Origin of the sequence: Streptomyces sp. NPDC086519 (genome assembly GCF_040686075.1) — a bacterium.
In the GTDB taxonomy this organism is placed as follows: Bacteria; Actinomycetota; Actinomycetes; order Streptomycetales; family Streptomycetaceae; genus Streptomyces; species Streptomyces shenzhenensis.
On record NZ_JBFBJL010000019.1, the window covers coordinates 26,694 to 52,274 of the forward strand.

25 protein-coding genes and 1 pseudogene are annotated in these 25,581 nt (G+C 72.8%); 15 read left to right on the forward strand and 11 right to left on the reverse strand.

Features of this window, described 5'->3' with window-relative positions; all coding sequences use genetic code 11:
- The first annotated feature begins 8 nt into the window (after window positions 1-8).
- The 4 genes from AB0P24_RS19560 (at window position 9) to AB0P24_RS19575 (ending at window position 3,412) form a co-directional block, all read left to right on the forward strand.
- Window positions 9-1,091 (forward strand): GSCFA domain-containing protein, encoded by a 1,083-nt coding sequence (locus tag AB0P24_RS19560; RefSeq protein WP_365795568.1) that lies wholly within the window; start codon window positions 9-11, stop codon window positions 1,089-1,091.
- Between the two features lie 52 nt (window positions 1,092-1,143).
- On the forward strand, window positions 1,144-1,731 hold the full coding sequence (locus AB0P24_RS19565) for a hypothetical protein (protein WP_365795570.1): 588 nt from the start codon (window positions 1,144-1,146) through the stop codon (window positions 1,729-1,731).
- Window positions 1,732-1,797: 66 nt separating this feature from the next.
- Window positions 1,798-2,676: a TauD/TfdA family dioxygenase gene (locus tag AB0P24_RS19570; protein WP_365795572.1), complete on the forward strand. Its 879-nt coding sequence runs from the start codon at window positions 1,798-1,800 to the stop codon at window positions 2,674-2,676.
- 22 nt (window positions 2,677-2,698) lie between these two features.
- Window positions 2,699-3,412, forward strand: coding sequence for a hypothetical protein (locus AB0P24_RS19575; protein WP_365795574.1), 714 nt, complete (start codon window positions 2,699-2,701; stop codon window positions 3,410-3,412).
- Between the two features lie 225 nt (window positions 3,413-3,637).
- Here the strand turns inward: AB0P24_RS19575 and AB0P24_RS19580 are convergent, their stop codons facing one another.
- Window positions 3,638-5,866: an MMPL family transporter gene (locus tag AB0P24_RS19580; RefSeq protein ID WP_365795575.1), complete on the reverse strand. Its 2,229-nt coding sequence runs from the start codon at window positions 5,864-5,866 to the stop codon at window positions 3,638-3,640.
- A 390-nt stretch (window positions 5,867-6,256) separates the two neighbouring features.
- Here AB0P24_RS19580 and dhaK point away from each other — a divergent pair, with 390 nt between their 5' ends.
- The 3 genes from dhaK to AB0P24_RS19595 are packed head-to-tail and all read left to right on the forward strand — an operon-like array spanning window position 6,257 to window position 8,301.
- A complete protein-coding gene (dhaK, locus tag AB0P24_RS19585) occupies window positions 6,257-7,249 on the forward strand; it encodes a dihydroxyacetone kinase subunit DhaK (protein ID WP_365795577.1) in 993 nt (330 codons plus the stop codon).
- Window positions 7,250-7,298: 49 nt separating this feature from the next.
- Window positions 7,299-7,898 (forward strand): dihydroxyacetone kinase subunit DhaL, encoded by a 600-nt coding sequence (gene dhaL, locus AB0P24_RS19590; RefSeq protein WP_365795579.1) that lies wholly within the window; start codon window positions 7,299-7,301, stop codon window positions 7,896-7,898.
- Window positions 7,891-8,301 carry a PTS fructose transporter subunit IIA gene (locus AB0P24_RS19595; RefSeq protein WP_365795581.1) on the forward strand — a complete coding sequence of 137 codons (411 nt, stop codon included), beginning with the start codon at window positions 7,891-7,893 and terminating at the stop codon, window positions 8,299-8,301. Before dhaL ends, AB0P24_RS19595 begins: the two co-directional genes overlap by 8 nt.
- Window positions 8,302-8,345: 44 nt before the next feature.
- Here AB0P24_RS19595 and AB0P24_RS19600 read toward each other — a convergent pair whose 3' ends face one another.
- Window positions 8,346-8,981, reverse strand: a complete 636-nt coding sequence (locus AB0P24_RS19600; RefSeq protein WP_365795583.1) for a TetR family transcriptional regulator — start codon at window positions 8,979-8,981, stop codon at window positions 8,346-8,348.
- A 160-nt stretch (window positions 8,982-9,141) separates the two neighbouring features.
- On the opposite strand from AB0P24_RS19600, the gene AB0P24_RS19605 reads away from it, so the two are divergent.
- Complete coding sequence (locus tag AB0P24_RS19605) at window positions 9,142-9,903, forward strand: glucose 1-dehydrogenase (RefSeq protein ID WP_365795585.1); 762 nt, start codon at window positions 9,142-9,144, stop codon at window positions 9,901-9,903.
- Window positions 9,904-9,933: 30 nt separating this feature from the next.
- Here AB0P24_RS19605 and AB0P24_RS19610 read toward each other — a convergent pair whose 3' ends face one another.
- Complete coding sequence (locus tag AB0P24_RS19610; protein WP_365795587.1) at window positions 9,934-10,620, reverse strand: glycoside hydrolase family 75 protein; 687 nt, start codon at window positions 10,618-10,620, stop codon at window positions 9,934-9,936.
- A gap of 394 nt (window positions 10,621-11,014) precedes the next feature.
- Here AB0P24_RS19610 and AB0P24_RS19615 point away from each other — a divergent pair, with 394 nt between their 5' ends.
- Window positions 11,015-11,974, forward strand: a complete 960-nt coding sequence (locus AB0P24_RS19615; RefSeq protein WP_365795589.1) for a fibronectin type III domain-containing protein — start codon at window positions 11,015-11,017, stop codon at window positions 11,972-11,974.
- Window positions 11,975-12,142: 168 nt separating this feature from the next.
- Entirely contained in the window at window positions 12,143-12,688 is a 546-nt protein-coding gene (locus AB0P24_RS19620; RefSeq protein ID WP_365795591.1) for a hypothetical protein, read from the forward strand.
- Here AB0P24_RS19620 and AB0P24_RS19625 read toward each other — a convergent pair.
- The 4 genes from AB0P24_RS19625 to AB0P24_RS19640 form a co-directional block, all read right to left on the reverse strand.
- The gene (locus AB0P24_RS19625; protein ID WP_365795593.1) at window positions 12,685-13,233 is read right to left on the reverse strand and encodes a PadR family transcriptional regulator; all 549 of its coding nucleotides are present in this window, start codon (window positions 13,231-13,233) and stop codon (window positions 12,685-12,687) included. The two genes, AB0P24_RS19620 and AB0P24_RS19625, sit on opposite strands and share 4 nt — an antisense overlap.
- A 22-nt stretch (window positions 13,234-13,255) precedes the next feature.
- A complete protein-coding gene (locus AB0P24_RS19630; RefSeq protein ID WP_365795595.1) occupies window positions 13,256-15,271 on the reverse strand; it encodes an NADPH-dependent 2,4-dienoyl-CoA reductase in 2,016 nt (671 codons plus the stop codon).
- Between the two features lie 105 nt (window positions 15,272-15,376).
- A complete protein-coding gene (locus tag AB0P24_RS19635) occupies window positions 15,377-15,745 on the reverse strand; it encodes a hypothetical protein (RefSeq protein WP_365795597.1) in 369 nt (122 codons plus the stop codon).
- A 123-nt stretch (window positions 15,746-15,868) separates the two neighbouring features.
- Window positions 15,869-16,741, reverse strand: coding sequence for a hypothetical protein (locus AB0P24_RS19640; protein WP_365795599.1), 873 nt, complete (start codon window positions 16,739-16,741; stop codon window positions 15,869-15,871).
- A 275-nt stretch (window positions 16,742-17,016) separates the two neighbouring features.
- Between AB0P24_RS19640 and AB0P24_RS19645 the strand changes: the two genes are divergently transcribed.
- Window positions 17,017-19,095, forward strand: coding sequence for a SpoIIE family protein phosphatase (locus tag AB0P24_RS19645; RefSeq protein ID WP_365795601.1), 2,079 nt, complete (start codon window positions 17,017-17,019; stop codon window positions 19,093-19,095).
- Window positions 19,096-19,236: 141 nt separating this feature from the next.
- Window positions 19,237-19,362: a hypothetical protein gene (locus tag AB0P24_RS19650; protein ID WP_365795603.1), complete on the forward strand. Its 126-nt coding sequence runs from the start codon at window positions 19,237-19,239 to the stop codon at window positions 19,360-19,362.
- A 99-nt stretch (window positions 19,363-19,461) separates the two neighbouring features.
- Here AB0P24_RS19650 and AB0P24_RS19655 read toward each other — a convergent pair whose 3' ends face one another.
- Window positions 19,462-20,115 (reverse strand): Type 1 glutamine amidotransferase-like domain-containing protein, encoded by a 654-nt coding sequence (locus AB0P24_RS19655; protein ID WP_365795605.1) that lies wholly within the window; start codon window positions 20,113-20,115, stop codon window positions 19,462-19,464.
- Between the two features lie 269 nt (window positions 20,116-20,384).
- Window positions 20,385-20,759, reverse strand: a pseudogene (locus tag AB0P24_RS19660) (putative protein N(5)-glutamine methyltransferase); the annotation flags it as partial.
- Between the two features lie 249 nt (window positions 20,760-21,008).
- On the opposite strand from AB0P24_RS19660, the gene AB0P24_RS19665 reads away from it, so the two are divergent.
- On the forward strand, window positions 21,009-21,410 hold the full coding sequence (locus tag AB0P24_RS19665) for a MarR family winged helix-turn-helix transcriptional regulator (protein WP_365795818.1): 402 nt from the start codon (window positions 21,009-21,011) through the stop codon (window positions 21,408-21,410).
- Here AB0P24_RS19665 and AB0P24_RS19670 read toward each other — a convergent pair.
- Window positions 21,371-22,120: a GNAT family N-acetyltransferase gene (locus tag AB0P24_RS19670; RefSeq protein WP_365795607.1), complete on the reverse strand. Its 750-nt coding sequence runs from the start codon at window positions 22,118-22,120 to the stop codon at window positions 21,371-21,373. The genes AB0P24_RS19665 and AB0P24_RS19670 overlap by 40 nt on opposite strands.
- Complete coding sequence (locus AB0P24_RS19675) at window positions 22,117-23,040, reverse strand: NADP-dependent oxidoreductase (RefSeq protein WP_365795609.1); 924 nt, start codon at window positions 23,038-23,040, stop codon at window positions 22,117-22,119. The genes AB0P24_RS19670 and AB0P24_RS19675 overlap by 4 nt, the downstream gene beginning before the upstream one ends.
- 444 nt (window positions 23,041-23,484) lie before the next feature.
- Between AB0P24_RS19675 and AB0P24_RS19680 the strand changes: the two genes are divergently transcribed.
- On the forward strand, window positions 23,485-24,072 hold the full coding sequence (locus AB0P24_RS19680) for a hypothetical protein (RefSeq protein WP_365795611.1): 588 nt from the start codon (window positions 23,485-23,487) through the stop codon (window positions 24,070-24,072).
- A 499-nt stretch (window positions 24,073-24,571) separates the two neighbouring features.
- Complete coding sequence (locus tag AB0P24_RS19685) at window positions 24,572-25,540, forward strand: acetylxylan esterase (RefSeq protein ID WP_365795613.1); 969 nt, start codon at window positions 24,572-24,574, stop codon at window positions 25,538-25,540.
- Window positions 25,541-25,581 lie beyond the last annotated feature (41 nt).

Genomic DNA, 25,581 nt, shown 5'->3' on the forward strand with positions numbered 1-25,581 from the left:
GACCACCCGTGCAGCATCCGTACACCCGCCTGCCCGCCCGGTCGTTCTGGCGCACCGCGGTCGCCGAACCCGACCCGGCGGACATCGACGGCCTGTGGACGCCGAAGTTCGCCATCGGCCAGGACGATCCCGTCGTCACCGCCGGGTCCTGCTTCGCCGCGCACATCGGCCGGGCCCTCCTGGCCGAGGGCATGCACTGGTACGACGCCGAACTGCCGCCCCCGGGCCTGACGCCCGCCGAGCAGGCGGCCCGCGGATACCGCCGGTTCTCCTTCCGGACCGGCAACATCTACACGGCCGCGGCGCTGCGCCAGTGGGTCGCCTGGGCTTTGGAGGAGGAGACGCCGCCGCAGGAGGTGTGGGAGGAGGACGGAGCCTTCTACGACCCCTACCGGCCGGGCGTGGAACCGGCCGGCCACCGCTCGCCGGAGGACGTGCTGCGGGCCCGCGCCATCACCCTCGACGCGGTCCGCACCGCCCTCGCCGAAGCCGCGGTCCTCGTGTTCACCCTCGGCCTGACCGAGGCGTGGCACGACGCCCGTACCGGAACGGTCCTGCCGGTGTGCCCCGGTACCGTGCGCGGCAGCTACGACCCGGGCCGGCACGTCCTGCGCAACCACACGGTGGACCGGGTGCACCGCGACCTCACGGCCGTGCTCGCCATGGCGCGCGGCGTCAACTCCCGGCTGCGCACGGTCCTCACCGTCTCCCCGGTCCCACTGACGGCGACCGCCACCGGGCGGCACGCGCTGGTCGCCACCACCCACTCCAAGTCGGTGCTGCGCGCGGCGGCCGGCCAGCTCGCCGACGCGTCCGACGACGTCGACTACTTCCCGTCGTACGAGATCGTCACGGGCTTCCCGTACCGGGCGGCGTTCTACGGCCCGAACCTGCGCACGGTCACCCCGGACGGAGTGGCCTTCGTGATGCGGCACTTCTTCCGGGCCGTCCGGCCCGGGGCCGACGCGGCGCCGCCCGCGCCGGTGCCCGCGCCTTCCACCCCCGTCACCGGCGGAGAGGACCACTGGTGTGACGACGCCGTACTCGACTACTACGCCCCCCGTTCCGGCCCGGTTCCTTCTGCTCGGTGACTCCCACGCAGGCTGCGTCGGACGGGCCGCGCACCAGGCGGGGCTGCCCTTCGTGGGCGGCCCGGTCGGCTCGGGCCGGGACTTCCTCGGGCCGTTCCTCGACGACGGTGACGGTGATCTGGAATTCCGGGACGCGCGGGCGCGGCGGCTGGTCAGGGAGTCGCTGGACGCGCTCGGCGTGCCCGGGTTCGCGGGGCTCGGGGTGCCGCTCGTGTGCACGTTCGGGCTGAGCGCGCACACGGTGGCCACCCGGCAGAACTGGGACATCCACCGCGACCGGCACGGCACCGTGCCCGAACGGTTCCTGCGCAGCGGCCTGTTCGGCGACCTGGTCCGGGCGAGTGTGCGCGGTGCGCTCGCCTTCTACGACCGTACGGCCGCCCTCGGACTGCGGGTGCTGGCCCTGATGCCGCCGCAGCGTGTCCCCGGCACGTCCGACCCGGGTGTCTTCTTCGCCGCCCAGGACGTCATCGGCGCCGAACTGACGGCACGTGGTGTGGAGTTGCTCGACCTGCGGGCCCGCGCCAGCGACGGCGCGGGACACCAGCGGCCGGTCTTCTGCCAGGCCGACGACACGATCCACGGCAACCTCGCCTTCGGCCGGCTGGTGGTCGCCGAACTCCTCGACCGCGGGCTCTGACCCCGCTCACCCGCCCCTGCCCTCGTCCGCCCCGCCCCGCCCCGCCCCGCCCCAAGGAGGTCCCTCATGGAGGACTACGCACTGCGCGCCGTGGCGCAGCTCACCACCCGGCCCGCCGAGCCCTACGACACCCTCTCCGTCGCCCCGATCACCCCGGTGCTGGGCGCCGAGGTCACCGGTCTCGACCTCTCCCGGGAGCTGACGCCGCAGCAGGAGAAGGAGCTCAAGCACGCCTTCCACACCCATCACGTGCTGGTCTTCCGCGACCAGGACCTGACCCCCGACCAGCACAAGCGGTTCGCGGGCGTCTTCGGCGCGCTGCACCCCGTCGCCCTCGCCGCCGAGGGATCCGATCCGTACATCCTTCAGATCAAGGCGGACAGGGACTCCAAGGCCGTCGCCGGCAACGGCTGGCACTCCGACGGCACGGCGGACCCGGAGCCCTCCCTCGGCTCGATGCTGTACATCACCACGATTCCCGAGGGCGGCAGCGGCGGCGACACCCTGTTCGCCAACATGCACCTCGCCTACGAGCTGCTCTCCCCCGCCCTGCGCGGCTTCCTCGACACTCTGACCGCCCTCCACGACGGCGCCAAGCCCTGGACGGACGCCGGGCTGACCCCGCCGCCCGAGTACGACGTGCCGCGCACCGAACAGCCGGTCGTCGTCCGCCACCCAGAGAACGGGCGCAAACTGCTGTTCGTCAACGCCCCCTACACCTCGCACATCACCCAGCTGTCCCGCGCCGAGAGCGACGCCCTGCTGGGGATGCTGTACGCGCACATCGCCCGCACCCCGCTGCTGCACTGCCGGGTCCGCTGGCAGGAGCGCACCCTGGTGTTCTGGGACAACCGCAGCGTGCAGCACCACGCCGTGTGGGACTACTTCCCGCACACCAGGGAAGGCCGCCGCGTGGCGATCGACGGCACGTCTCTGCACGGCTGACCCGCCCGAGGAAAGAGCGCACATGGCCACGACCACCGCCGCACCGGCGGCCTTCCGCGCCGCGCTGCGGACCCAGGCCGCCGAGCCGCCCGCGGCCGGGGTGCCCGCCTGGCTGTGGCGGCTCGCCACCGCCGTCCACGGGGAACTGGCGCCGCCCGCCGCGGACGCCTGGGCGACCCGGCTGCACGCCCTGCTCGGCACGGCGAGGATCCCTGCCGGGCTGCGGCCCGTGCACGTCTGGCAGGCGGAGACCGTACTGCCGCTGCTCGCGGGCACGGCGGACACGGCCGCGCCGGCCGCCCTGCACCGCGCGGCGGCCCGGGGCGCACCGGGCGACCGGGACACCTGGCGGTCGGCACTCGGCCCGCTGCTGCTGCGGCTGCACGACGCCGCCTACGACCGTGCCGGCGCCTACGCGCAGGGCCACGCGGGTGCCCGCGACTACGCCCTGGCCAACGGGTACTCCACCGCCGAGGCGGACGCGTACGGCCACGAGTACGCGCGGCTGAGCACCGAGGCGAACGCCCGCGCCTTCGCGGAGGCGCACGCGGCGGCCCTCGGCGCGGCGCTCGCGACGGCGTACGCGGCCGACGATCCCGTTGCCTATGCCGCCACCTTCCCCGGGGCACATCTGAAGGCCGTCCTGCGCGCCACGGCGGCGGCACCGGGCGAAGCCGCCCCGCCCCGGCTCCTGGCCGACGGCCTCCTGACGGCGCTCACGGCCTGCCCGCCGTGAGGCGGCCGCCGGAGATCCGCCCGTCGTCGCCCGGGAGAGGTTCGGCCGGGCGTGGACCGAGGTCGAAGCATCCGCGGAGGACGACCGGACCGACCTCATGGGCCTGGCGCCGACGGCGCCGCACCAGGCAGGGCGCCGCAGGTGAACGCGAGGGCGGCGGGCAGGGCGCGGACGGCGAACCGGCGAGGGGCCGCCCGTCAGGGGCGGCCCCTCGCCTGCTGCGGCTCAGTGGGTCAGGGCGGACTCGGCCGGCTGGGGTCCGTCGTCCACGGAGGCCGCCGGGGCGGGTACCTTGCGGCTCAGCTTCTCGCCCTCGACGTCGATGTCGGGCAGCAGCCGGGCCAGCCACTTCGGCAGGTACCAGGCCTTGTTCCCGAGCAGGGAGAGGAGGGCCGGCACGATCGCCATCCGGACGACGAAGGCGTCGAAGACGACCGCGATCGCGAGGCCGAAGCCGATCATCTTGATCATCGACTCGTCGGCGCCGACGAACCCGGAGAACACGGCCGTCATGATCAGCGCTGCGGCCACGACGACCCGGGCACTGTGCCGGAACCCGGAGACGATCGCCTCCTTGGGCGCGTCCCCGTGGACGTATGCCTCGCGCATCCGGGAGACCAGGAACACCTCGTAGTCCATCGCGAGGCCGAAGACGATGCCCACCAGGAAGATCGGCATCATGCTCATGATCGGGCCGGTGGACTGCACGCCCAGCAGCTGCGCGCCGTGGCCCTGCTGGAAGACCGCGACGACGGCGCCGAGAGCCGCCAGGACGGAGAGCAGGAAGCCGAAAGCGGCCTTGAGCGGCACGAGGAGGGAACGGAAGACCAGCAGCAGGAGCACGATCGCGAGGCCGACCACCACCGCGAGGTAGGGGACCAGCGAGGCCTGCACCTTGTCCGCGACGTCGATGTCCAGCGCGGTCTTGCCGGTCACCTCGAAGGAGACGCCGGCGTCCTTCTCGATGCCCGGCCGGTCGGCACGGATGGTCTTGACCAGGTCCTTGGTCTTCTCGTCGGTGGGGCTGGTGGACGGGGTGGCGGAAAACACCGCGGTGTCCCCTGCCTGGTTGAAACGGGCAGGCGAGACGGAGACGACGCCCTTCGCGGCCGCGATGTGCTTCGAGATCGTGGTCACCGCCGCCTTCGGGTCAGCGGATCCCGTGGCATCGACGACGATGCTCAAGGGCCCGTTGAAACCGGGGCCGAACCCCTCGGCCAGGGCATCGTAGGCGCGGCGCTCGGTGGTGGAGGTCGGCTTGGACTCGTCGCCCGGCATACCGAGTTCGAGGTGCGTCACGGGAGTCGCGACGGCGCCCAGTCCCACCACCCCGAGCAGCAGCACGGGCAGGGGATGGCGTACGACCGCCTTGGCCCATCTAGAGCCGCCGTTGTCGGTCCTGAGCCGCTTCCTGCGGTGGCGTTCGGAGTTCCTGCGGGTGCCCCGCGAAAGCACCGCGTTCGGCCAGAAGCCGAGGATCGCCGGGACCAGGGTCAGGCAGACCAGCACGGCGACGAGCACCGCACCGGCGGCGGCCAGGCCCATCTTGGTGAGCATCGGGATGCCGACCACCCAGAGACCGGCGAGCGCGATGATGACGGTGAGTCCGGCGAAGACGACCGCGGAGCCCGCCGTGCCGACGGCCAGACCGGCGGCCTCCCGCGGTGCGTGCCCCTTGGCACGCTCCTCCCGGTAGCGGGAGACGACGAACAGGGCGTAGTCGATGCCACAGGCCAGGCCGAGCATGCTGGCGAGCGTGCCGGTGCTGTCCGACAAGCCGAACGTGTGGGCCAGCGCCATGATCCCGGTCATGCTGACGGCCACACCGGTGATCGCGGCGAGCAGGGGCAGGCCGGCGGCCGCCAGGGAACCGAACGTGATCAGCAGAACGAGCGCGGCGACGGCGATGCCCACCACCTCGGCGGGTCCGCCGGCCGCGGGCTGCTTCGCGAGCGCGTCGCCGCCGACCTCGATCGTCAGACCCGCGTCCCGGGCCTGGTCGATGGCCCGCTCAAGATGCTTCTTGCTGGTGTCGGTGAGGTCGTCCGCCTTCGCCTTGAAGGACACGGTGGCGTACGCGGTCGTGCCGTCCTTGCTGACGGCCTTGGCCTGGAAGGGGCCGACCGCACCGGAGACCTGGGAGCCGTCGGCCGCTTCGTCGACGAGCTTCTCGATCGCGGCCCGGTTGCCGGCCGCGGTGACCTTCTCACCGCTGGGCGCGATGAACACGATCCGTGCGGTCGCCGCGTCGGCCGTCGTACCGGGGAAGCGCTTCTCCATCAGGTCGAACGCCTTCTGGGACTCGATCCCGGGCATCGTGAAACCCTCGTCGGCCGCCGCGGGCGCCTTGGACGCGGCGAATCCGACGACACCCAGCACCGCCACCCACAGCAGGGCGACGAACCATCGCCATCTGAAGGCCACACGGCCCAGGTGATAGAGGACAGTTGCCATGACGGGGGACGCCTCCGCATCAGTGGTTCAGAAATGTCAGGAGGAACAGCGACCGCCTCCGTCGGGAAGCGTCCGTTTCCGCTTCCAACCCTTTCGTGAGCCGCGCGCCGCTACGAGGGAGTGCTCTCCCGATTCCGTGGTGTAGCCCCCTACACCACGGAATCGGCCCTGCTCCCTGTGGGCTGGTCCCGGCCCGTCCCCTTTACTGGCCCGCCCAGGTGACCTTCGTCCGCACAAGGTCGATACTGCGCTCAGGACAACTACGCCGCTCGCGGTCACGACCCCCGCCCACACCTGACGAACAGTCACCGAAGCAGACCGGTAAAACCTGCTCTGACCTGTGAAGAAGCAGGTCAGAGACTAGTCTGGTAACGTCATTTGGAGGATCACATGAAGATGCTGATCAACGTTCCGGAAACCGTGGTGGCGGATGCGCTGCGGGGCATGGCGTCGGCTTTTCCCGACCTCACCGTGGACGTGGAGAACCGGGTGATCGTACGACGGGACGCCCCCGTCGCCGGGCAGGTCGCGCTGGTCTCGGGCGGCGGTTCCGGGCATGAGCCGCTGCACGGCGGATTCGTCGGGCCCGGGATGCTGTCGGCCGCCTGTCCGGGCGAGGTGTTCACGTCCCCCGTCCCGGACCAGATGGCCCGGGCCGCCGCCGCCGTGGACAGCGGGGCCGGGGTGCTGTTCATCGTGAAGAACTACACCGGTGACGTGCTCAACTTCGACATGGCCGCCGAACTCGCCGAGGACGAGGGCATCCAGGTCGCGAAGGTGCTCGTCAACGACGACGTGGCCGTCACCGACAGTCTGTACACGGCGGGCCGGCGCGGCACCGGCGCCACCCTGTTCGTCGAGAAGATCGCCGGGGCGGCCGCCGCCGAGGGACAGCCGCTGGAGCGGGTGGAGGCCGTCGGGCGCCAGGTGAACGAGAACTCCCGCAGTTTCGGTGTCGCGCTGAGCGCCTGTACCACGCCGGCCAAGGGCACCCCGACCTTCGATCTGCCGCCCGGCGAGCTGGAGTTGGGCATCGGCATCCACGGCGAGCCGGGCCGGGAGCGGCGGGCCATGATGACCTCCGGCGAGATCGCGGACTTCGCGGTCAACGCCGTACTGGAGGACATGCCGCCGCGCAACCCGGTCCTCGTCCTGGTCAACGGCATGGGCGCGACCCCGCTCCTTGAGCTGTACGGGTTCAACGCCGAGGTCCAGCGGGTGCTCGCGGAGCGCGGGGTGAGCGTGGCTCGCACGCTGGTCGGCAACTACGTGACCTCCCTGGACATGGCCGGTGCCTCGGTCACGCTCTGCCAGGTCGACGAGGAGCTGCTGCGGCTGTGGGACGCGCCGGTGAAGACACCGGCGCTGCGCTGGGGTATGTGAGCGAGAGACAGCACCGACCCGCGTCCGTACCGCAACGCAAGGAGATCCAGTGCTCGACGCCGACTTCTTCCGCCGCTGGATGGCGGTGACCGCCGCATCCGTCGACCGTGAGGCGGAGCGGCTCACCGCCCTTGACTCCCCCATCGGGGACGCCGACCACGGCAGCAATCTCCAGCGCGGGTTCAAGGCCGTGGTGGCCGCGCTGGAGAAGGACGCGCCCGCGACCCCGGGTGCCGTGCTGACACTCGCCGGGCGCCGGCTGATCTCCACGGTCGGCGGCGCGTCCGGGCCGCTGTACGGCACGCTGCTGCGCGGTACCGGCAAGGCGCTCGGCGACGCGGCCGAGGTCAGTGAGGCCCAGCTCGCCGAGGCGCTGCGGGCCGGGGTGGACAAGGTCATGGCGCTCGGCGGGGCCGCGCCCGGGGACAAGACGATGATCGACGCCCTGGTGCCGGCCGTCGACGCGCTCGGTGACGGTTTCGGGGCGGCGCGGACCGCCGCCGAGCAGGGCGCCGAGGCGACGATCCCGTTGCAGGCCCGCAAGGGCCGGGCGAGCTATCTCGGCGAACGCAGCATCGGCCACCAGGACCCGGGCGCCACCTCGTCGGCGCTGCTCGTCGCGGGTCTCGCGGAGGCGGCCGGTGAGTGAGAACAAGCTGGTCGGGATCGTGCTGGTGTCACACAGCGCGCAGGTCGCGGCGTCCGTCGCGGAGCTGGCCAAGGGGCTGGCGGGCGGCGCCACGACGGTGCCGGTCGCCCCGGCGGGCGGCACCGAGGGCGGCGGGCTCGGCACCAGCGCCGAGCTGATCGCCGCGGCTGCCGCGTCCGTGGACCGGGGCGCCGGGGTCGCCGTCCTCGCCGACCTGGGCAGCGCGGTGCTCACCGTGAAGGCGCTGCTCGCCGAGGGCGACGAACTCCCCGACGGCACCCGCCTGGTGGACGCCCCGTTCGTCGAGGGCGCGGTCGCCGCGGTCGTCACGGCCAGCACCGGGGCCGACCTGGACGCGGTGGCGGCGGCCGCCGCCGAGGCGTACACCTACCGCAAGGTCTGAGGACCCCTGGGCCCGCCGTCCGGTGCATGCCGGCGTCGCCGGCCCTAGGCAAGCCCCTCCGCCACCACCGCGAGGGCCGAGCGCATGGTCGCCGTGAGCTCGGCCTCCGCCGTGGCGGGGTCCGTGGTCTCGTCGGCGACCCGCCAGGCGTAGTGCTCGACGGCCGCGCGCAGGGCCGCGTTGAACATGGCCGCCTGGATGGCGGGCCGCAGGTCGTCGGCGGCCAGCCCGGAGCGTTCGGCGAGGGCGCGGGCGAACGCCGGTTCGGCCTCGTCGTAGGACTGCAGCCACTCCGCCCGCAGGCCCGGTTCGCCGCGGGTCAGCCGGACCAGGGCTCCCATGGTGGCGCGGTCCGGGCCCGCCACCAGCCGGCTGTCCGTCGGTACGGCGTCCTCGAAGACCGCCACCAGCGGCCGGCCGGGGCGCCAGGCGCGCAGACAGTCGGCGACGGCCTCGATGCCGGCCGCGAACAACGGCCGTACGCAGGCCTCCTTGCTCGGGAAGTAGCGCCACACCGTGCGCGCCGAGACCCCGACCGCCTGCCCGATCTGCTCGCCCGTGGTCGCGGCCACCCCCTGGGTGACGAACAGGTCCACCGCGGCGCGGGCGATCTCCAGCCTGATCTCGGCCTTGCGCTCCTCGGTCAGCGGCGGGCGTCCCGTGCGTCCCCCTGCGGTCATCTGTCCCTCCGGCGCCGGCGGCTGTCGCACCGGGATTCTCCCCGAGAAGCCGGGATGGCGGAAATTCCGGCCACGACTTTATGTCACCTGAAGACATTAAGTCGTATGGTGTGACCGCACCAGGCGCAGAGCGCCTCGAACCACCTGATGGGAGCACCACATGGCCAGCGGACTCGACGGGCGCGGCGTCATCGTCACCGGCGCGGGATCGGGGATCGGGCGTGCCGCCGCCCTGGCCTTCGCCAGGGAGGGCGCCCGGGTCCTGGTCGCCGACCTGAACGCCGAAACCGCGGGCGCGGCGGTGGCGGAGATCGAGAAGGCGGGCGGTACGGCCGTGGCCGTCACCGGGGACCTCAGCGAGCAGTCCGTGGTGGACCAGGTGGTCGCGACCGCGGTGGAGCGGTTCGGCGGAGTGGACGTCCTGGTGAACAACGCCGGGATCATGGACCGGATGTCGGCGCTCGCGGACGTCAGCGACACGGAGTGGGAGCGGGTGATACGGGTCAACCTCACCGCGCCGTTCCTGCTCACCCGGGCGGTGCTGCCGCACATGCTGGCGGCGGGCCGCGGCGCGATCGTCAACACCGCCTCCGAGGCCGGTCTGCGCGGCAGCGCGGCGGGCGCCGCCTACACGGCCTCGAAGCACGGGATCGTCGGCCTGACCAAGAACCTGGCGGTGATGTACCGCAACCAGGGCATCCGGGCCAACGCCATCGCGCCCGGCGGCACCAGGACGGAGATCCGGATCGACCTGGAGGACGGCGCCCACGGGCCGGCCGCGCTCGGCCCGTACTTCGGCAACGCGGGCCAGGTCTCCGAGCCCGAGGAACAGGCGGCCGCGATCGTCTTCCTCGCCTCGGACGCGGCGAGCAACATCAACGGCGCGATCCTGCCGGTCGACAACGGCTGGGCGGCAGTCTGACCCCCACGGCCGGGGGCGGCCGGTCACGGGTCAGCCGCCCTCGACGAACTCCTCCGCCAGCCGCTCCCCTTCCGCCTCCGCCTCCGCACGGTCCTCGATGGGGTCGACCCCGGAGTCCTTGAAGACGATGTAGGTGACGCCGGAGGGCACCCCGCCCACCAGCGGGTCGGGGTTCACGCCCAGCGCCTTCGCGGTGGCGTACGAGGCCTCGCCGATGATGTCGCGCGGTCCGGTGTCGCCGACCACGGCGTACTGCACCCGGTCCTGGTAGATCACCGCGGCGACCGCACCGCCCCGGACGCCGGACGCCCAGTGGTTCCAGCGGCCGCTGGGGGCGGGTACGACGACGTAGGGCAGCTTCTCGGCGTCGAGCTGGCGGCCGTTGGACTGCTGGTAGGCGGTGGCGGCCGAGAACGACGGGTCGGCGCCGCGGTTGCAGTGGGCGGTGGGCCGGCCGTCACAGTCGATGTCCAGGTCCGCCTTCCAGAAGACGGCCTGCGAGGTGCCGCACACGGGGACGGTGGCGGCGGTGTCGGCGTCGGAGCGGTAGCGGCCCTTGGAGACCTGGGCACAGTCCCGCACCCGGGCCAGCAGATCGGTCGCGGTGATCCGGTGCCGCGGACCGGGGGCCGCGAACGAGACGGCGGGGGCGGGCAGAGTGGCCGGGGCGAGCAGGGCGGCGCCGGCCGCGGCCAGCGTCAGCGACTGGACACGCACGATGAGGGACCCTTTTCGTGGGGGACATGGAGTCACCGGAACAATCTGGTGCGGGTCGGGCGGCCGAGCCAGCACGTGGAGGCCGTACAGGGCCGTTCGGAGCAACGAAACTGACGCTTCGTGAGAGATCGCCGAGGGCCGGGGCGCTGAGCCGGTGTCAGCCCAGGCCACCCCGGCCGCCCGTGCCGGCGCGGGATCAGCGACGACAGCGTTCCGCGCCACAGGCGCGAACTCCCCTGTTCCCCGGGTAAGTTCGGCCGCAGTGCCCTCAGCATACGTAACTCTCCCCCGCCGTCTCCAATACGGCCCTCTTGATGCCCGCGTCGCGGGCGGGCCATAGTGGATCCGATTGGTCCGGACCATTGCCGTGCTGCCGTCCCGGGGAGGCGGAACCGTGCGCCGAGTCGCCGTCGTGGTCTGCGCCCTGCTGCTGGTGGCGTCCTGCGGCCGGGGCGGCGCCGACGGCGACAGCGGGCGGCTGCCCGGCGCCCCGACGGGGCTCACCGCGGCTGCCGGAAGCGCCACCAGCGTGCACGTCATGTGGAACGCGCTGCCGGACAGTTCCGGTATCCGCGCCTACGAGGTGTATCGGGGCACCACGAAGGTCGACGAGGTGCCGGGCTCCGAGCACATGGTGGACGTCACCAGGCTCAGACCGTCCACGGTGTATGTGTTCACTGTGCGGGCCCGGGGCGGGGACGGCAGCCTCGGGCCGCGCAGCCGTGCGGTGCGGGCGACCACCCCGGCGATGGTCGCGGCGGACCGGTCGGCGCCGAGCCGCCCGACCCGGCCGGACGGGCGGGCCGTGGGCAGCCGTGCCGTACAGCTGTCCTGGGGCGCCTCGAAGGACGACCGGGCCGTGGTGTCGTACGACATCTGGCAGGGCGGAGCCAAGATCCACAGTGTGGGCGGGAACCAGACCGCGGCCGTCGTCACCGGGCTGCGGCCGGGCACCCGCTATGTCTTCTCCGTCCGGGCCCGGGACGCGGCCGACAACCTCTCGCCCGCGAGCGCGGCGGTGCGCCTGACCACGCCGGGCACCGGCGCCGGCCGGGACACCGCGCCGACCGCGTTCACGGCGCGCACCCACGAGAAGAGCGGGGCCTGCTACCTCGATCTGGCCTGGGACCCGCCGCGGGTGGACGGTGTGGTCACGGAATACCAGATCCGCCTCGACGCCGGTACGACCATCTCCCTGGTGTGGGGTGGCACCCCACCGAAGGGCCACTCCGCCTCTAGCTTCTATGTGGGTCGCGACCGTGGGGTGGTGCACCATGTGCGGCTCCGGGCGCGGCTGCCGGACGGCACCTGGGGCGGCTGGTCGGTGGAGCGGACCGTGACGACGGGCACCTGAGGCGCATCCCGGCCTGCGCCGGACGGAGGAAGAAGTCACCTGGCCGGTCGCCCTCCGGGTGCGGGACGCGCCGGGGCCCCTTTCGCTGAACCTGAGGCAGCACGGGCGTTTCCCCACCCTCGGCGGCGCAAGGGACGTTCCGCCAACCGTGCCGCCGGAGGGCAGACCATGCGCACTACACGATTTCTCCTCCGCTCCGGCCTGACCCTGGCGGCCGTCGCCGCGTTCCCGACCTGGCTCGCCGGACCGTCCGCCGCGCTCACGGGCATCTCGGTGAGCACCATCGGCACCACGGTCTCGGTGGTCACGAGCGCCTGCACCCAGAACAACGGCAGTTGGGGCAACGCCTCGCTGCTCAACAGCGGTCAGACCGCCTTCGCCCAAGGGCGGCAGGTGGCGCTGGCGGGCACCACCGTGAGCCAGTCCGCCGCCTGGTCCGGGGTGTCGCCGGGCACCTACACGGTGGTCGTCGTCTGCTCCAACGGCGGTACGGCGGGCACCCAGTCGGTGATCGTGTCCGGAAGCTCCGCGGCGCCGACGACCTCTTCCACCGCCAGACCGGACGCGCCCTCCCGCGGTGTGATGGGCGGCCTGGGCGGCGCCGCCCGCGACTACGGCCCTCTCACCCTGGGCATCGGCGCGGCGCTGGTCGGCTCGGGCGTCATCGCCACCGGCTGGTACCTGCGCAAGCGCTCGAAGCCGTACCGGCTCTAGCCAGGGCGGCGGGGAAGTTCGCCGAACTCCTCCAGGGCATGGCCGAGCCACCGCGTCCAGAAGGTCTCCAGGTCGATGCCGGCCCGGAGCACGAGGTGTCGCAGCCGGTCCTCGGGGGCGTCCTTGCCGGGCGGGAAGTCGCGGCGCTCGATCTCCTCGTACTCGGCCAACTGCCGTCGGTGCAGCTCCAGATGGCGGCGCAGGTCGGCTTCGAGTCCGGCGGTGCCGACGACCGCGGCCGCCCGCAGCCGCAGCAGGAGCACGTCCCGCTGTGGCTTGGGGTCCTGGGAGGCGGCGGTCCAGCGGGCCAGTTCGGCGCGGCCCGCGGGCAGCACCTCGTAGCTCTTCTTCTGCCCACGGGCCGGCTGCTCGGCCGGCAGGGTGCGGATGTAGCCCCCGGCCTCGAGTCTTGCGAGCTCGCGATAGATCTGCTGGTGCGTGGCCGACCAGAAGTACCCGATCGACCGGTCGAACCTGCGGGTCAGCTCAAGCCCCGACGACGGCCTTTCGAGCAGGGCGGTGAGAATCGCGTGCGGGAGTGACATGGGCTCATCCTAGGGACGGCCCCTACAGGGCCGCCGCCAGCTCGGTGCCCTGCTTGATGGCCCGCTTGGCGTCCAGCTCGGCGGCGACGTCGGCGCCCCCGATCAGGTGCGCGCTGCGGCCGGCGGCGACCAGTTCGTCGTACAGGCCGCGGCGCGGTTCCTGCCCGGTGCACAGCACCACGGTGTCGACCTCCAGCACGGTGCTCTCCCCGTCGACGGTGACGTGCAGTCCGGCGTCGTCGATCAGGTCGTACCGCGCGCCCGGGACCATGGTGACGCCCCGGTGCCTGAGTTCGGTGCGGTGGATCCAGCCGGTGGTCTTGCCGAGTCCGGCGCCGACCTTGCCGGTCTTGCGCTGGAGCAGGTGGACGGTGCGCGGGGGCGCGGGGCGTTCGGGGGCGGCCAGGCCGCCGGGGCCCTGGTAGTCCATGTCGACGCCCCAGTGCCTGAAGTAAGTCGCCGGGTCGTCGCTCGCCTTGTCGCCGCCGTCGGTGAGGTACTCGGCGACGTCGAAGCCGATGCCGCCGGCGCCGAGGATCGCGACCCGGTCGCCGACGGGGGCGTTGTCGCGCAGCACGTCGAGGTAGCCGAGGACGCGGGGGTGGTCGATGCCGGGGATGTCGGGGGTGCGCGGGGTGACGCCGGTGGCGACCACGACCTCGTCGTACCCGGTGACGTCCGCGGGCTCGACGGTCGTGTTCAGGCGTACGTCCACACCGTGGGCGTCGAGCTGGTGGCGGAAGTAGCGCAGGGTCTCGTCGAACTCCTGCTTGCCGGGGACCTTGCGGGCCACGTTCAGCTGGCCGCCGATCTCGGCCGCCGCGTCGAACAGGGTGACCTCGTGGCCGCGTTCGGCGGCGGAGACCGCGCAGGCGAGGCCGGCCGGTCCCGCGCCGACCACCGCGACGCGCTTCTTCAGCCGGGTCGGGGCGAGGACCAGCTCGGTCTCGTGGCAGGCGCGCGGGTTGACCAGGCAGGAGGTGATCTTCCCGCTGAAGGTGTGGTCGAGGCAGGCCTGGTTGCAGCCGATGCAGGTGTTGATGGCCTCGGGCGTCCCGGCCTCGGCCTTGGCCACGAAGTCGGGGTCGGCGAGCATCGGACGGGCCATGGAGACCATGTCCGCGTAGCCCTCGGCGAGCAACTCCTCGGCGAGTTCCGGGGTGTTGATGCGGTTGGTGGTCACCAGCGGCACGGACACCGCGCCCATCAGCTTCTTGGTGACCCAGGTGTAGGCGCCGCGCGGCACGGAGGTGGCGATGGTGGGGATGCGGGCCTCGTGCCAGCCGATGCCGGTGTTGATGATGGTCGCCCCGGCGGCCTCGACGGCCTTGGCCAGGGTGATCACCTCGTCGAGGGAGGAGCCGCCGGGGACCAGGTCCAGCATGGACAGCCGGTAGACGATGATGAAGTCGTCGCCGACGGCCTCGCGCACCCGGCGGACGATCTCCACGGGGAACCGCATCCGGTTCTCGTACGAGCCGCCCCAGCGGTCGGTGCGCCGGTTGGTCGGGGCGGCGATGAACTCGTTGATCAGGTAGCCCTCGGAGCCCATGATCTCGACGCCGTCGTAGCCGGCCTGCCGGGCGAGGCGGGCGGCGCGCGCGTAGTCGTCGATGGTGCGCTCGACGTCGGCCTCGGTCAGCTCCCGGGGCGGGAAGGGGCTGATCGGGGCCTGGAGGGGGCTCGGGGCGACCATGTCGCGGTGGTAGGCGTACCGGCCGAAGTGCAGGATCTGCATCGCGATCCGGCCGCCTGCGCGGTGCACGGCCTCGGTGACGGTCCGGTGCTGCCCGGCCTCCTCCTCGGTGGTGAGCTTGGCGCCGCCCTCGTACGGGCGGCCCTCGTTGTTGGGCGCGATGCCGCCGGTGACGATGAGGCCGACTCCACCGCGGGCGCGGGCCGCGTAGAACTCCGCCATCCGCTCGAAGCCGCGCTCGGCCTCCTCCAGGCCGACGTGCATGGAGCCCATGAGCACGCGGTTGGGCAGTGTGGTGAAGCCCAGGTCGAGGGGTTGCAGCAGGTGCGGGTAACGGCTCATCGGGGCCTCCGTGCGCGGTGTCGTCACCGTAGTTGTAGAGGACCGCGCACGGATTGTGCAACTAGTTGCACAAGCGCTCCGGTGTGACGTGTCTCAGATCACCGGTCACCGGCTTTCGAGCAGCACGTGCAGCTCGCGCTCCTGGTCCCCCGAGGCGGAGGACAGGTTGCGCACCGCGAACAGGGAGTCGAGGGTCGTACGGAGCCGGTCGATGGCCCAGTAGCCGCCCTGCGCGTCGGCCTCGACCGAGGCCGAGAGCCGGGGCGGCGGGGTGCACTCGTGGGCGTCGGTGACCTCGAACGTGCCGAGCCACACCATCGGGCGGGTCTCGTGAAGCTGTTGCGGCACGTCCTCGGGGGCCCGGTCGGACTCGAAGCACTGGCACAGCGCGTCGAACACGATCCGGGCGTCCTCCTTGCTGCATCCGCTGATCTCCAGCGAGACGGGTTCCTCGTGCGGTCGCTCACGGACCATGGTGATCGCTCCTCTCATGGCGATGGCGCGGCAGCACGGGTTCCCCCGCAGGCCGCGCCATGCCAACAGAAAAGCACCGATCTCCGGGCCCCGCACCACCCGCCCGCGGCAGGCGGAGGGGGCTCAGCTCCGGGTGAACTTGTAGGTCTTGCCGTCCGTGAGGACGCAGAAGCCGGGCGACATCACGATCACGCGCAGGGTGCCGGTGCGCCGGTCGTAGTCGATGCCCTCGGCCTCGAAGGTGCCCGAGCAGGAGCTGCGCAGCGGCAGCTGGCGCAGGGCCGTGACATGCCCGGTGACGTCGCCGGTGCCGGGCTGGGCGGACAGGTCGATCTGCAGCAGCGGCTTGGTGTAGCCGAAGAGGCTGCCGTCCGGGTCGTCCGAGGAGCACAGCAGCGTGGTGGCACTGGAGAAGTCGCAGCCCTGCACGTCACGTACGGCGTGGTCCAGGTTGACGACGGACGCGAGCGGGAGGTTCGCGGACGGCGAGGTGCTCTTGTTGGCGCCCGGTGCCGGGAAGACCAGGAAGCGGGTCATCGTGCCGTACTCGCCGGAGAGCATGTACTGGCTGTCGGGCGTGATGGCGGACCAGGAGTTGTTCAGGGCCTCTCCGGAGACGAGCGTGTGGACGTACTCCGACCAGGTGCCGTCGGGAGCCTGCACCCGGTACATCTTGGCGGTGCCGGAGTCCGCCTGGTAGGGCTCGACGTAGTAGCCGTCGTAGGACTCGTCGGGGTCGCCGACGTGATTCCAGCCGCGGATGGAGACGCTGAGCGGGATGGTGCCGATGCCGGTGTACCGGTTGGGGCTGTTGGCCGGGACCTCGACCGAGGTCAGGCCCTGGCTCTCGGTGAGCGCATCGGCGTGGTCGGAGCCGGTCTCGGTCCAGGTGTCGGCGGCAGAGGCCGGGGCGGCGGTCGCGAGGACCAGGGTGGTGGCGAGGGCGACCAGGGCGGTCAGGCCTGCGCGACAACGTTGCCGGGTGGACGCGGGCATGGAAGCCTACTCCTCGGTATCTGGGGGGCGGTACGCGCGTGCGCCGGTCAGTCTTGCGCGGGCCCGATGGGCATGTACAGACCAAAGACAGGTCGGGAAAGTGAACTCGCGCCCCAGCCGCCCCCGTGGCCGCTTGGCCGTACGGATGCCGCCGTGTTGAGAGATGGTGGAAAAGTCGGCGGCGGCTTCGGCGGGACAGGTGTGAGCGCGATAGAACAAGGGGAGTCGGCACGGGGGACGGCGTGCCGTACGAAAGTTCGAAGGCGGTGCGTGGGATGAGTCCAGCCGAGGCTGCGGTGCCCGGGGGCCAGGAGCCCGTGCGCGGACCCGTGCGGCCGGGCGGCCTGCTGGACGTCCTGAGCGTGGCCTCGGTGGTGCTGGACGCCAAGGGGCGCATCGTGCTGTGGAGCCCGCAGGCCGAGGAGCTGTTCGGCTACTCGGCGCGGGAGGCGCTGGGGCAGTACGCGGCCCGGCTGATGGTGGACGAGCGCCACATCGAACTGGTCGGCAAGCTGTTCGCGGACGTGATGAGCACCGGGCGGAGCTGGGCCGGCGGTTTCCCGATCCGGCACAAGGACGGCACCACCCATGTGGTCGAGTTCCGCAACATGCGTCTCATGGACGCCAACGGCGACGTGTTCGCGCTGGGCCTGGCCGCCGACCAGTCCACGGTGCGCAGGCTGGAGCAGGACGTGGCGCTGTCCGAACGGATCGTCAAGCAGTCGCCCATCGGGCTGGCCGTCCTCGACGCGGACCTGCGGTACGTGTCGGTCAACCCGGCCCTTGAGCAGATGAACGGTGTCCCGGCCAAGGAGCACGTGGGGCGGACGATCCGCGAGGTGCTGCCCGCTGTGGACTACGACGCCCTGGAGTCGGCGTACCTGCGGGTGCTGCGGACCGGCGAACCGGTCATCGACGAACCCGCGGTGGGGCGTACGCCGGCCGACCCGGACGAGGAGCACATCTGGGCGGTGTCGATCTACCGGCTGGAGGACGCCCTGGACAACGTGCTGGGCGTGGCCACCTCGGTGGTCGACATCACCGAGCCGTACCGGGCCGGGATCGAGGCCGAGAACGCGCGCCGCCGGCTGGCCGTGATCGCCGACGCCTCCACCCGTATCGGCACCACCCTGGACCTGGAGCGCACCGCCCGGGAGCTGGCCGACGTCGCCGTGCCCGAGCTCGCCGACGTGGCCGCCGTGGACCTGCTGGACTCGGTGGTCGAGGGCCGGCGCAGCACGCTCGGCCCGGGTGAGCCGGCCATGCTCCGGGCACTCGCCGTGCGCGCGGAGCGGGAGCCGGACGCGGTCCAGGCCGCCGACGAGCCGGGCACGGTCGCCCGGTACGCGCCGGACCGGCTGGTCACCCGGTGCGTACGGACCGGAGAGGCCGTCGTCGTCCCGCATGTCACGGACGAGGACCTGGCGCGGATCGCCCCCTCCCACGAGGCCGCGGTGGAGCTGGGCCGGGCCGGGGTGCACTCGTATCTGGCCGTGCCGCTGATCGCGCGCGGCGAGGTGCTGGGCGCCCTCGACCTCAGACGCACCCGCAATCCGGCGCCCTTCGACGACGACGACCTGCTGCTGGCCCGGGAACTGGCGGCGCGGGCGGCCGTGCAGATCGACAACGCACGCTGGTACCAGAACGCCCGCACCACCGCCCTGACCCTCCAGCGCAGCCTGCTGCCCACGCATCCCCGGGTCACCCCGGGCCTGGAGGTCGCCTCCCGCTACCAGCCCGCGGGCGCCACCGTCGAGGTGGGCGGCGACTGGTTCGACGTCATCCCACTGGACGACGGGAGAACCGCCCTGGTGGTGGGCGACGTGATGGGCAGCGGCATCAACGCGGCCGCGACGATGGGCCGGCTGCGCACCGCGACGACCACCCTGAGCTCGCTCGGCCTCGATCCCGCGGTGCTTCTCGAACACCTGGACAAAACCACCTCGGGCCTCGACCACTCCATCGCGACCTGCGTGTACGCCGTGTACGACCCGCACCTGCGCCGGTGCCGGATCGCCAACGCCGGCCATCTGCCCCCGGCCCGGGTCCGCCCCGGCCGGCCGCCGGAACTCCTCGACCTGCCGACCGGGGTCCCGCTGGGCGTCGGCGGAGTGCCCTTCGCCACCACGACCGTCGACTTCGAGCCCGGCGACGAGCTGGTGTTGTACACCGACGGTCTGGTCGAGACGCGCACGCACTCCCTGGACGAACGGCTGGACGAACTGCTGGCCCTGCTCGGCGATCCCGCCCGCCCGCTGGAGGAGGCCTGCGACCTGCTGCTGCGGGAGCTGCACCACCCCGACAACCACGACGACGTGGCGCTGCTCATCGCGCGGGCACGGGAACTGCCGTAGCGGCGGAGGCGTCGGGGCGCCGGTGCGGATTCACGGAACTCACAGGAACTGATTACCGGGTTCTTGTCGGCGAACTCCCACACTTCACAGAGAGGCATGCGTCGCGCGGTGCCGCGTGCCGTTCGCCGATGGGAGCGAGCCGTGCCGCACGAACCGGAGCAGGAGAACCGCCGTGCCGGCGACGGAATGGAGCCGTCGGTCCCGCCGATGCCCGACCGTCCCCCGCAGGCCGCACCGGAGTGGGGAGTGCTGTCGGGGCCGGGCTAGTCACAGCGGGGCCACCGCCTGGTCACCGGGTTGCCCCAGCGGGTGACCCGACGGCTCCGGGACGTCCCGGACACCGCCGCCTTCGCCGGTGCGGTGTTTTCACGGGGCAGGGGTGAAGCGCTTCCACTGCCCCTCGGAGACGACCTCCAGGGTGCCGTCGGTCACCTTGATGGCGGTGTCGTCGTCGATCGCGTACGCCGGACCCGCGATCTCGGCCGCCCATCGCTCCGCGGCGGCCATGGTGAGCTCCGGCAGGTCCGGATGACCCAGGTGCGGGAAGATCGAGAAGTCGACCATCCCGAGCGTGCGGTCGTCCCCGGTGGGCGACTTCCAGTCGACGAACTGCCGCCCGACGCGGGGGGTCAGCACCATGCTCCCGGCGCTGAATCCCACGTAGACCATCTCGGGCAGTTCCGGCAGAAGACCGGCCAGCCCGGACTCCCGCATCCAGTGGCCCAGGTACAGCGCGTCGCCGCCGTTCACCAGCAGGACGTCGGCCTCTCGGACCCACCGGACCCACCGTTCCTGGTCGATGCTGGGCAGCGCGGTGAGTTCCAGCACTCCCACGGACTTCCACCCCAGATCGACCCCGCGGATGAAACGCCATGGCCCGGTCGGTCCGTAAGAGCTCCCGTAACCCGCGGTGGGGATGCAGAGGGCGTTGGACTCGCCGATCGGTTTGCCGAGCAGGTCGACCAGCGCACCCCGGATGGCCGGGTTGTTGACACCGGCCGAAGTGAGAAGAAGTCGCATGCTGCCGGTCTCCCCCAACCGGACCGGGTCACACGTTCCCCCGGGGAGCGCGCCCTCTTCCGGGGACGGCCGTTGCAGGATTGCCGGGCGGAATTCACGGACGCTGCCGGAATCGCTTGCCGAGCATGCTCCGAACATGGCCGCCGGGGGCGGCGCGGACGGCCTGTGCGAGCAGAAGGGCGCTGCGGTGGCGGTACAACCGAGGCAGCCCGCCACAGGGTGTCCGCCGCCACAAGCGCCCCGTCCGGCTCACCGCACCGGACGCGGTGTCAGGCGCGCACGCCGGTCACGACGTTCGCGTACAGCTCCGCCGAGACCGCGAGCCGGGTGGCCAGGCCGGCGCGGCGGAAGATGTCGACGGCTTGTTCGGCCTGGCGTTCGCTCGTCTCGACCAGGACGCAGCCACCGGGCGCGAACTACTCGGGCGCTCCGGCGGCGACCCTGCGCAGTACGTCGAGGCCGTCGAGGGCGACCAGGGGCTCGTGGTCGCGGGCCTCGGCGGGCAGCAGCCCCACCTCGTCGCTGGGGACGCAGGGCACGTCGGCCGCGAGAATGCCGGTCCGGCCGCGCAGGACGGCGGGCAGCGCGTCGAGGAGGTCGCCGGCGTGGGCGTGGCCGCCGTAGGGGGCGATGTCGCGGCGGGCACCACTTCGGGGCGGGCGGACGATCCGCCCGCCGGACGGTCGGACGCCGACCGTTTCCCCGGTCTCCTCCTCGGCTCCAGATCCTTGCGCTTCTCGCGGCCAAACTGGTTGGTTCATACAACTCGTATGCCAAGTTGTACTCTGCAACTAGAGCGTCGGAGGAGGTAGTCCCGTGAGGTGCAGGGCGCAGCCGTCGAAGGTGGTGCCGTGACGGCGGCGGAGACGGCAGTCGAGACCATCCAGCGGGAGATGACGATCTTCGCCCGGCGGGCCCGGGCGTCGGCCGGGCGCATGCATCCCGAGCTGTCGCTGGTGTCGTACACGCTGCTCGGGCATCTGGAGGAGAGCGGCGGCTGCCGGGCCACCGATCTGGCCGCGCACTACGCGCTGGACAAGTCGACGGTCAGCCGGCAGGTGGCGGCGCTGGAGCGGGCGGGGCTGATCGAGCGCCGCCTGGACCCGGAGGACCACCGGGTCCAGCTGCTGCATCTGACGGAGACCGCGCAGGAGATCCTGGCCCAGGTCACGCGGAGCCGCCGGGCCGCCTTCCGGGAGCGGCTGGCGGACTGGCCGGAGGCGGACCTGGTCAGGTTCGCCGGCTACCTGGAGCGCTACAACGCCCGGGCCTCGGCGGGCTCCGCAATCGACTGACCGAGCGGCACCGGCACCCTGGCCGCGACGAACGCCGTACGGCGGCGCAGGCGGAAGCCGAGCGACTCGTACAGCCGGATCGCGGTGGTGTTCTCGGCGCCCGTGTGCAGGAAGGGGGTCTCGCCGCGTTCCCGGATGCCGTGCGCGACCGCGCGGATCAGCCGGGTCGCGAGGCCCTCGCCGCGGTGGGCCGGGTCGGTACAGACGGCGCTGATCTCGGTCCAGCCCGGCGGGTGCAGCCGCTCCCCCGCCATCGCGATCAGTCTGCCGTCGCGGCGGATGCCCAGATAGGTACCGAGTTCGATGGTGCGGGGCAGGAACGGGCCGGGGCGGGTGCGCGCGACCAGGTCGAGCATCTCCGGTACGTCGGCCGGTCCGAGGCGGACCGCGGCCGGTTCCGGGACGGCGTCCATGCCGTCGTCCACCAGCTGTACGCCCGCGATGTTCATCGTGAGCTCCCAGCCGTCCGGGAGCTCACCGCGGTACCCGGGCAGCGGGACCTCCGCGCCGGGGCCGGCCAGCGCGGCGAGGTCCGCCCAGTCGTCGGCTTCCGGCGCCTCGGGCAGCGCCAGCCACGGGGAGACGTCGACGGGGTAGCGCAGGATCCGGCCGCGCCGCTCGGCGAAGCGGGAGTGCGGGCCGGTGAGCGAGGCGCGGGCGGGGTGGTCCAGGACGTGCGGGGCACCCTCGCGGGGGTTCGGGACGCTCATACGGCGACCTCGATCACGATCTTGCCGACGGCGTGCCCGTCCTCGACGGCGCGCAGCGCCTCGTCGGCCCTGTCCAGCGGGAAGGTCCGCGAGACCCGCGGGTCGAGCTCACCGGCCACGACGAGTTCGGCCACCTCGTCCAGGACCGCGGCGGTCCGGGCGCGTTCCACCCGGGCGCCGCCCAGCGCGGCGACGGCCTGCGGCGGGGCGCCCGCGGTGATCAGCCTGGTGCGGTCGGCGAGCAGTTCGGCCGCCTCGGCGAGCACCTCGCCGCCGACCAGGTCGTAGACGCCGTCCACGCCCTCGGGCGCGGCCGCCCGCACCCGGTCGGCCAGCCCCGGACCGGAGGGCACGTGCACGGCGCCCAGCGACTCGACGAGGTCCTTCTTGGCCGCGCTCGCCACGCCGACCACCCGCAGCCCCCAGGCACGGGCGATCTGCAGGGCCGCCACGCCGACCCCGCCGCCCGCGCCGGTGACCAGCAAGGTCGCGCCCTCGGGCAGGTCGAGCTGGCGTACGCCGTCCAAGGCGGTCGCCGCGGCGACCGGCAGGGTGGCGGCGTCGGTGAAGGACAGCGCGGCGGGCTTGTGCGCCGTCGCGGACGCCGCCAGCAGGGCGTACTCGGCGAACGCGCCGTGGGGAGCGTTGCCGAAGACCTCGTCGCCGGCCGAGAACCCGGTCACGCCCGCGCCGGTCTCCTCGACCACACCGGCGGCCTCGCTGCCGAGGACGGCCGGGAAGTGCGCCTCCCCCTCGCCGGGGCGGCGGAAGCCGCCCCGCAGCTTCCAGTCGACGGGGTTGACCCCCGCCGCGCGGACCGCGATCAGCAGTTCACCGGGGCCGGGAACGGGCCGGTCGATGTCGGCGAAGGCCTCGGTCTCGGGGCCGCCGTGTCTGGTGTAGACGTACGCCTGGGGCATCGTGTTTCCTCGCTCTCTGGTGCTGTCACCGGTGTCCCGGCAGCGGCATTCAGCGCCAAGGACGGGCACGTGGCGGCTATTCCCGCCCGCGCGGATCGTTCATACGGCCGCAATGTCGGGCGCTGAGCGCGTCCGCACCGAGGGCCGAACCACCGCCTGCGCCTGGACGCGGTCCGGTTCGTTCGCGGAATCCGGCCGACGGTTCGTCCTCCTGGTCAGCACGGGCAGATCCTCCGCCGCACCTGGCGCCTGACCGGCGCCCGGCCGGGGCGCGCGGCGAAACCCGTGCTTCAGCCGTTGCCGCATCCGGGGACTCCGCGGGGAGCGAGGTGCTCCGTTCGGGGTACCAGTCCCGTGTGGACGCTCGCATGTGAGCGGGGGCACGCTGGGAGCTGCGGACCGGCTGTCCGGCCCTCCGGCTCTTGCGGCGGCGAGGAGGTCGACATGCGAACCCGGGTGCGTTGCTGGCGCTGGCGGCCCAACCCGCTGCGGCGCAGGTCCGACGTGGTGGAGGCCTGGATCGCGCTGGCCGTCGCGGTCCTGCTGTGCGTGGGCGCGCCCCTGGTGGGGGCGGTGACGGGGCTGTGGGCCCATGGGCAGGCGCGGTCGGTGGCGGCCGCGGAGCGGTCCGAACGGCACATGGTACGGGCCCTGGTCATCGGCGGCGCCCCGGAGCAGCTGCCCTCGGTGCAGGGCGGCGACCGGGCGCACGCCTACCAGACGAGTGTCCGCTGGGCCGTACCCGGCGAGGGGACGAAGACCGCCCTGGCCCGGGTGCCGGCCGGGACCCGGACCGGTGACGTGGTGGACGTGTGGTTCGACCGGCAGGGTCACGGGGTCGCGCCGCCGCCCGACGACATCGCCGTCTGGCAGCACACGGTCACCATGGGTCTGTGCGGGGCGAGCTGCGCGGCGGGCGTGGTGCTGCTCGGCCGTGGCGTCGTGCGCCGGGTGGCGCTGCGCCACCGGCTCGCCGAGTGGGAGCAGGAGTGGGCGCGCACCGGCCCGGACTGGACCCGCGGGCGCGCCTGAGACCTCCTGGCCGACCGTCCGCCGTCCGCCGTCCGCCGTCGTCCGTCGTCCGTCGGCGGACGGCGCGCCACGCGCGCGTGCGTCCGTGCGCGACACGTCCGTGAGCGACACGTCCATGAGCCCTGGCAGGACGGGTTCGTCCCCGTCGGCCGGCACGTGCCCGCCCGCCATCGCCGTCCACGCCCGCGCGGGCAGGTGGGTGGTGGGTGTCGACGAGGCCGGGGACGAACCGTCCGACGTGGAGACGACCGTGCGGGCCTCGGGCTCGCTGCCCGCCGTTCCGGCCGCGGTGACCCGACCACCGGCCAGGGCCACCCAGCCGCCCGGGATCTTTCGCGCTCCGTCCACGACGCGCGGCCCGGCGTCCCTGACCAGCGGATCAACAGCCGCCGGCAGGGGCTCGTCGCAGGGCTCGATCGATGCAGAGGCCTGGCGATTCGTCGGACCACCCACGTACCGTGTGATCATCCGCACCTTCCCTTCACCAAGGCGGTTGTACATGGCCCTGTTCGACCTTCCCCTCGACGAGCTTCGGGAGCACCGCAGTACGTCGGTGGCGCCCGACGACTTCGACGCCTTCTGGTCCAAGACGCTCCAGGAGGCCCGCGAGCACGATCTCGACGCCCGCTTCGAGCCGGTCGACACCGGGCTGTCCACGGTGGACGTGTACGACGTGACGTTCGCCGGGTTCGGCGGCCACCCGGTCAAGGGCTGGCTGCGGCTGCCGTCCGGCACCACCGAACCGCTGCCGCTGGTCGTGGAGTTCGTCGGGTACGGCGGCGGGCGCGGGCTGGCGCACGAGAACCTGCTCTGGGCGTCGACGGGACGGGCGCACTTCACCATGGACACCCGGGGCCAGGGCAGCGTGTGGGGCGGCGGGGGCGGCACCGCCGACCCGGTGGGCGGCGCGCCCGCGTACCCCGGGTTCATGACGCGGGGCATCGACGCGCCGGAGAACTACTACTACCGGCGGGTGTTCACGGACGCGGTGCGGGCCGTGGAGGCGGCCCGTTCGCACCCGCTGACCGACGCGACGCGGACCGTTGCGCTCGGGTCCAGCCAGGGCGGCGGGATCACCGTCGCCGTCGGCGGTCTGGTCCCGGACCTGGTCGCGGTCGCTCCGGACGTGCCGTTCCTGTGCGACTTCCCGCGCGCGACCACGCTGACGGACCGTCACCCGTACCGGGAGATCGGCCTGTTCCTCAAGACCCACCGGGGCCGGTCCGCCGACGTGCAGCGGACCCTCTCCTACTTCGACGGTGTGCACTTCGCGGCGCGCGGCCGGGCCCCGGCGCTGTTCTCGGCGGGCCTGGAGGACCAGACCTGCCCGCCGTCCACGGTCTTCGCCGCCTTCAACTCCTGGGCGCACCAGGACAAGACGATCGAGGTGTACGACTACAACGACCACGAGGGCGGCGGCCCGTACCACGAGGCGGCGAAGGTGCGCTGGCTGCGCTCGTACGTCTGAGGAGGCGGCCGGGAGGGACACGCGCGGGGCCGCCGAGCGGT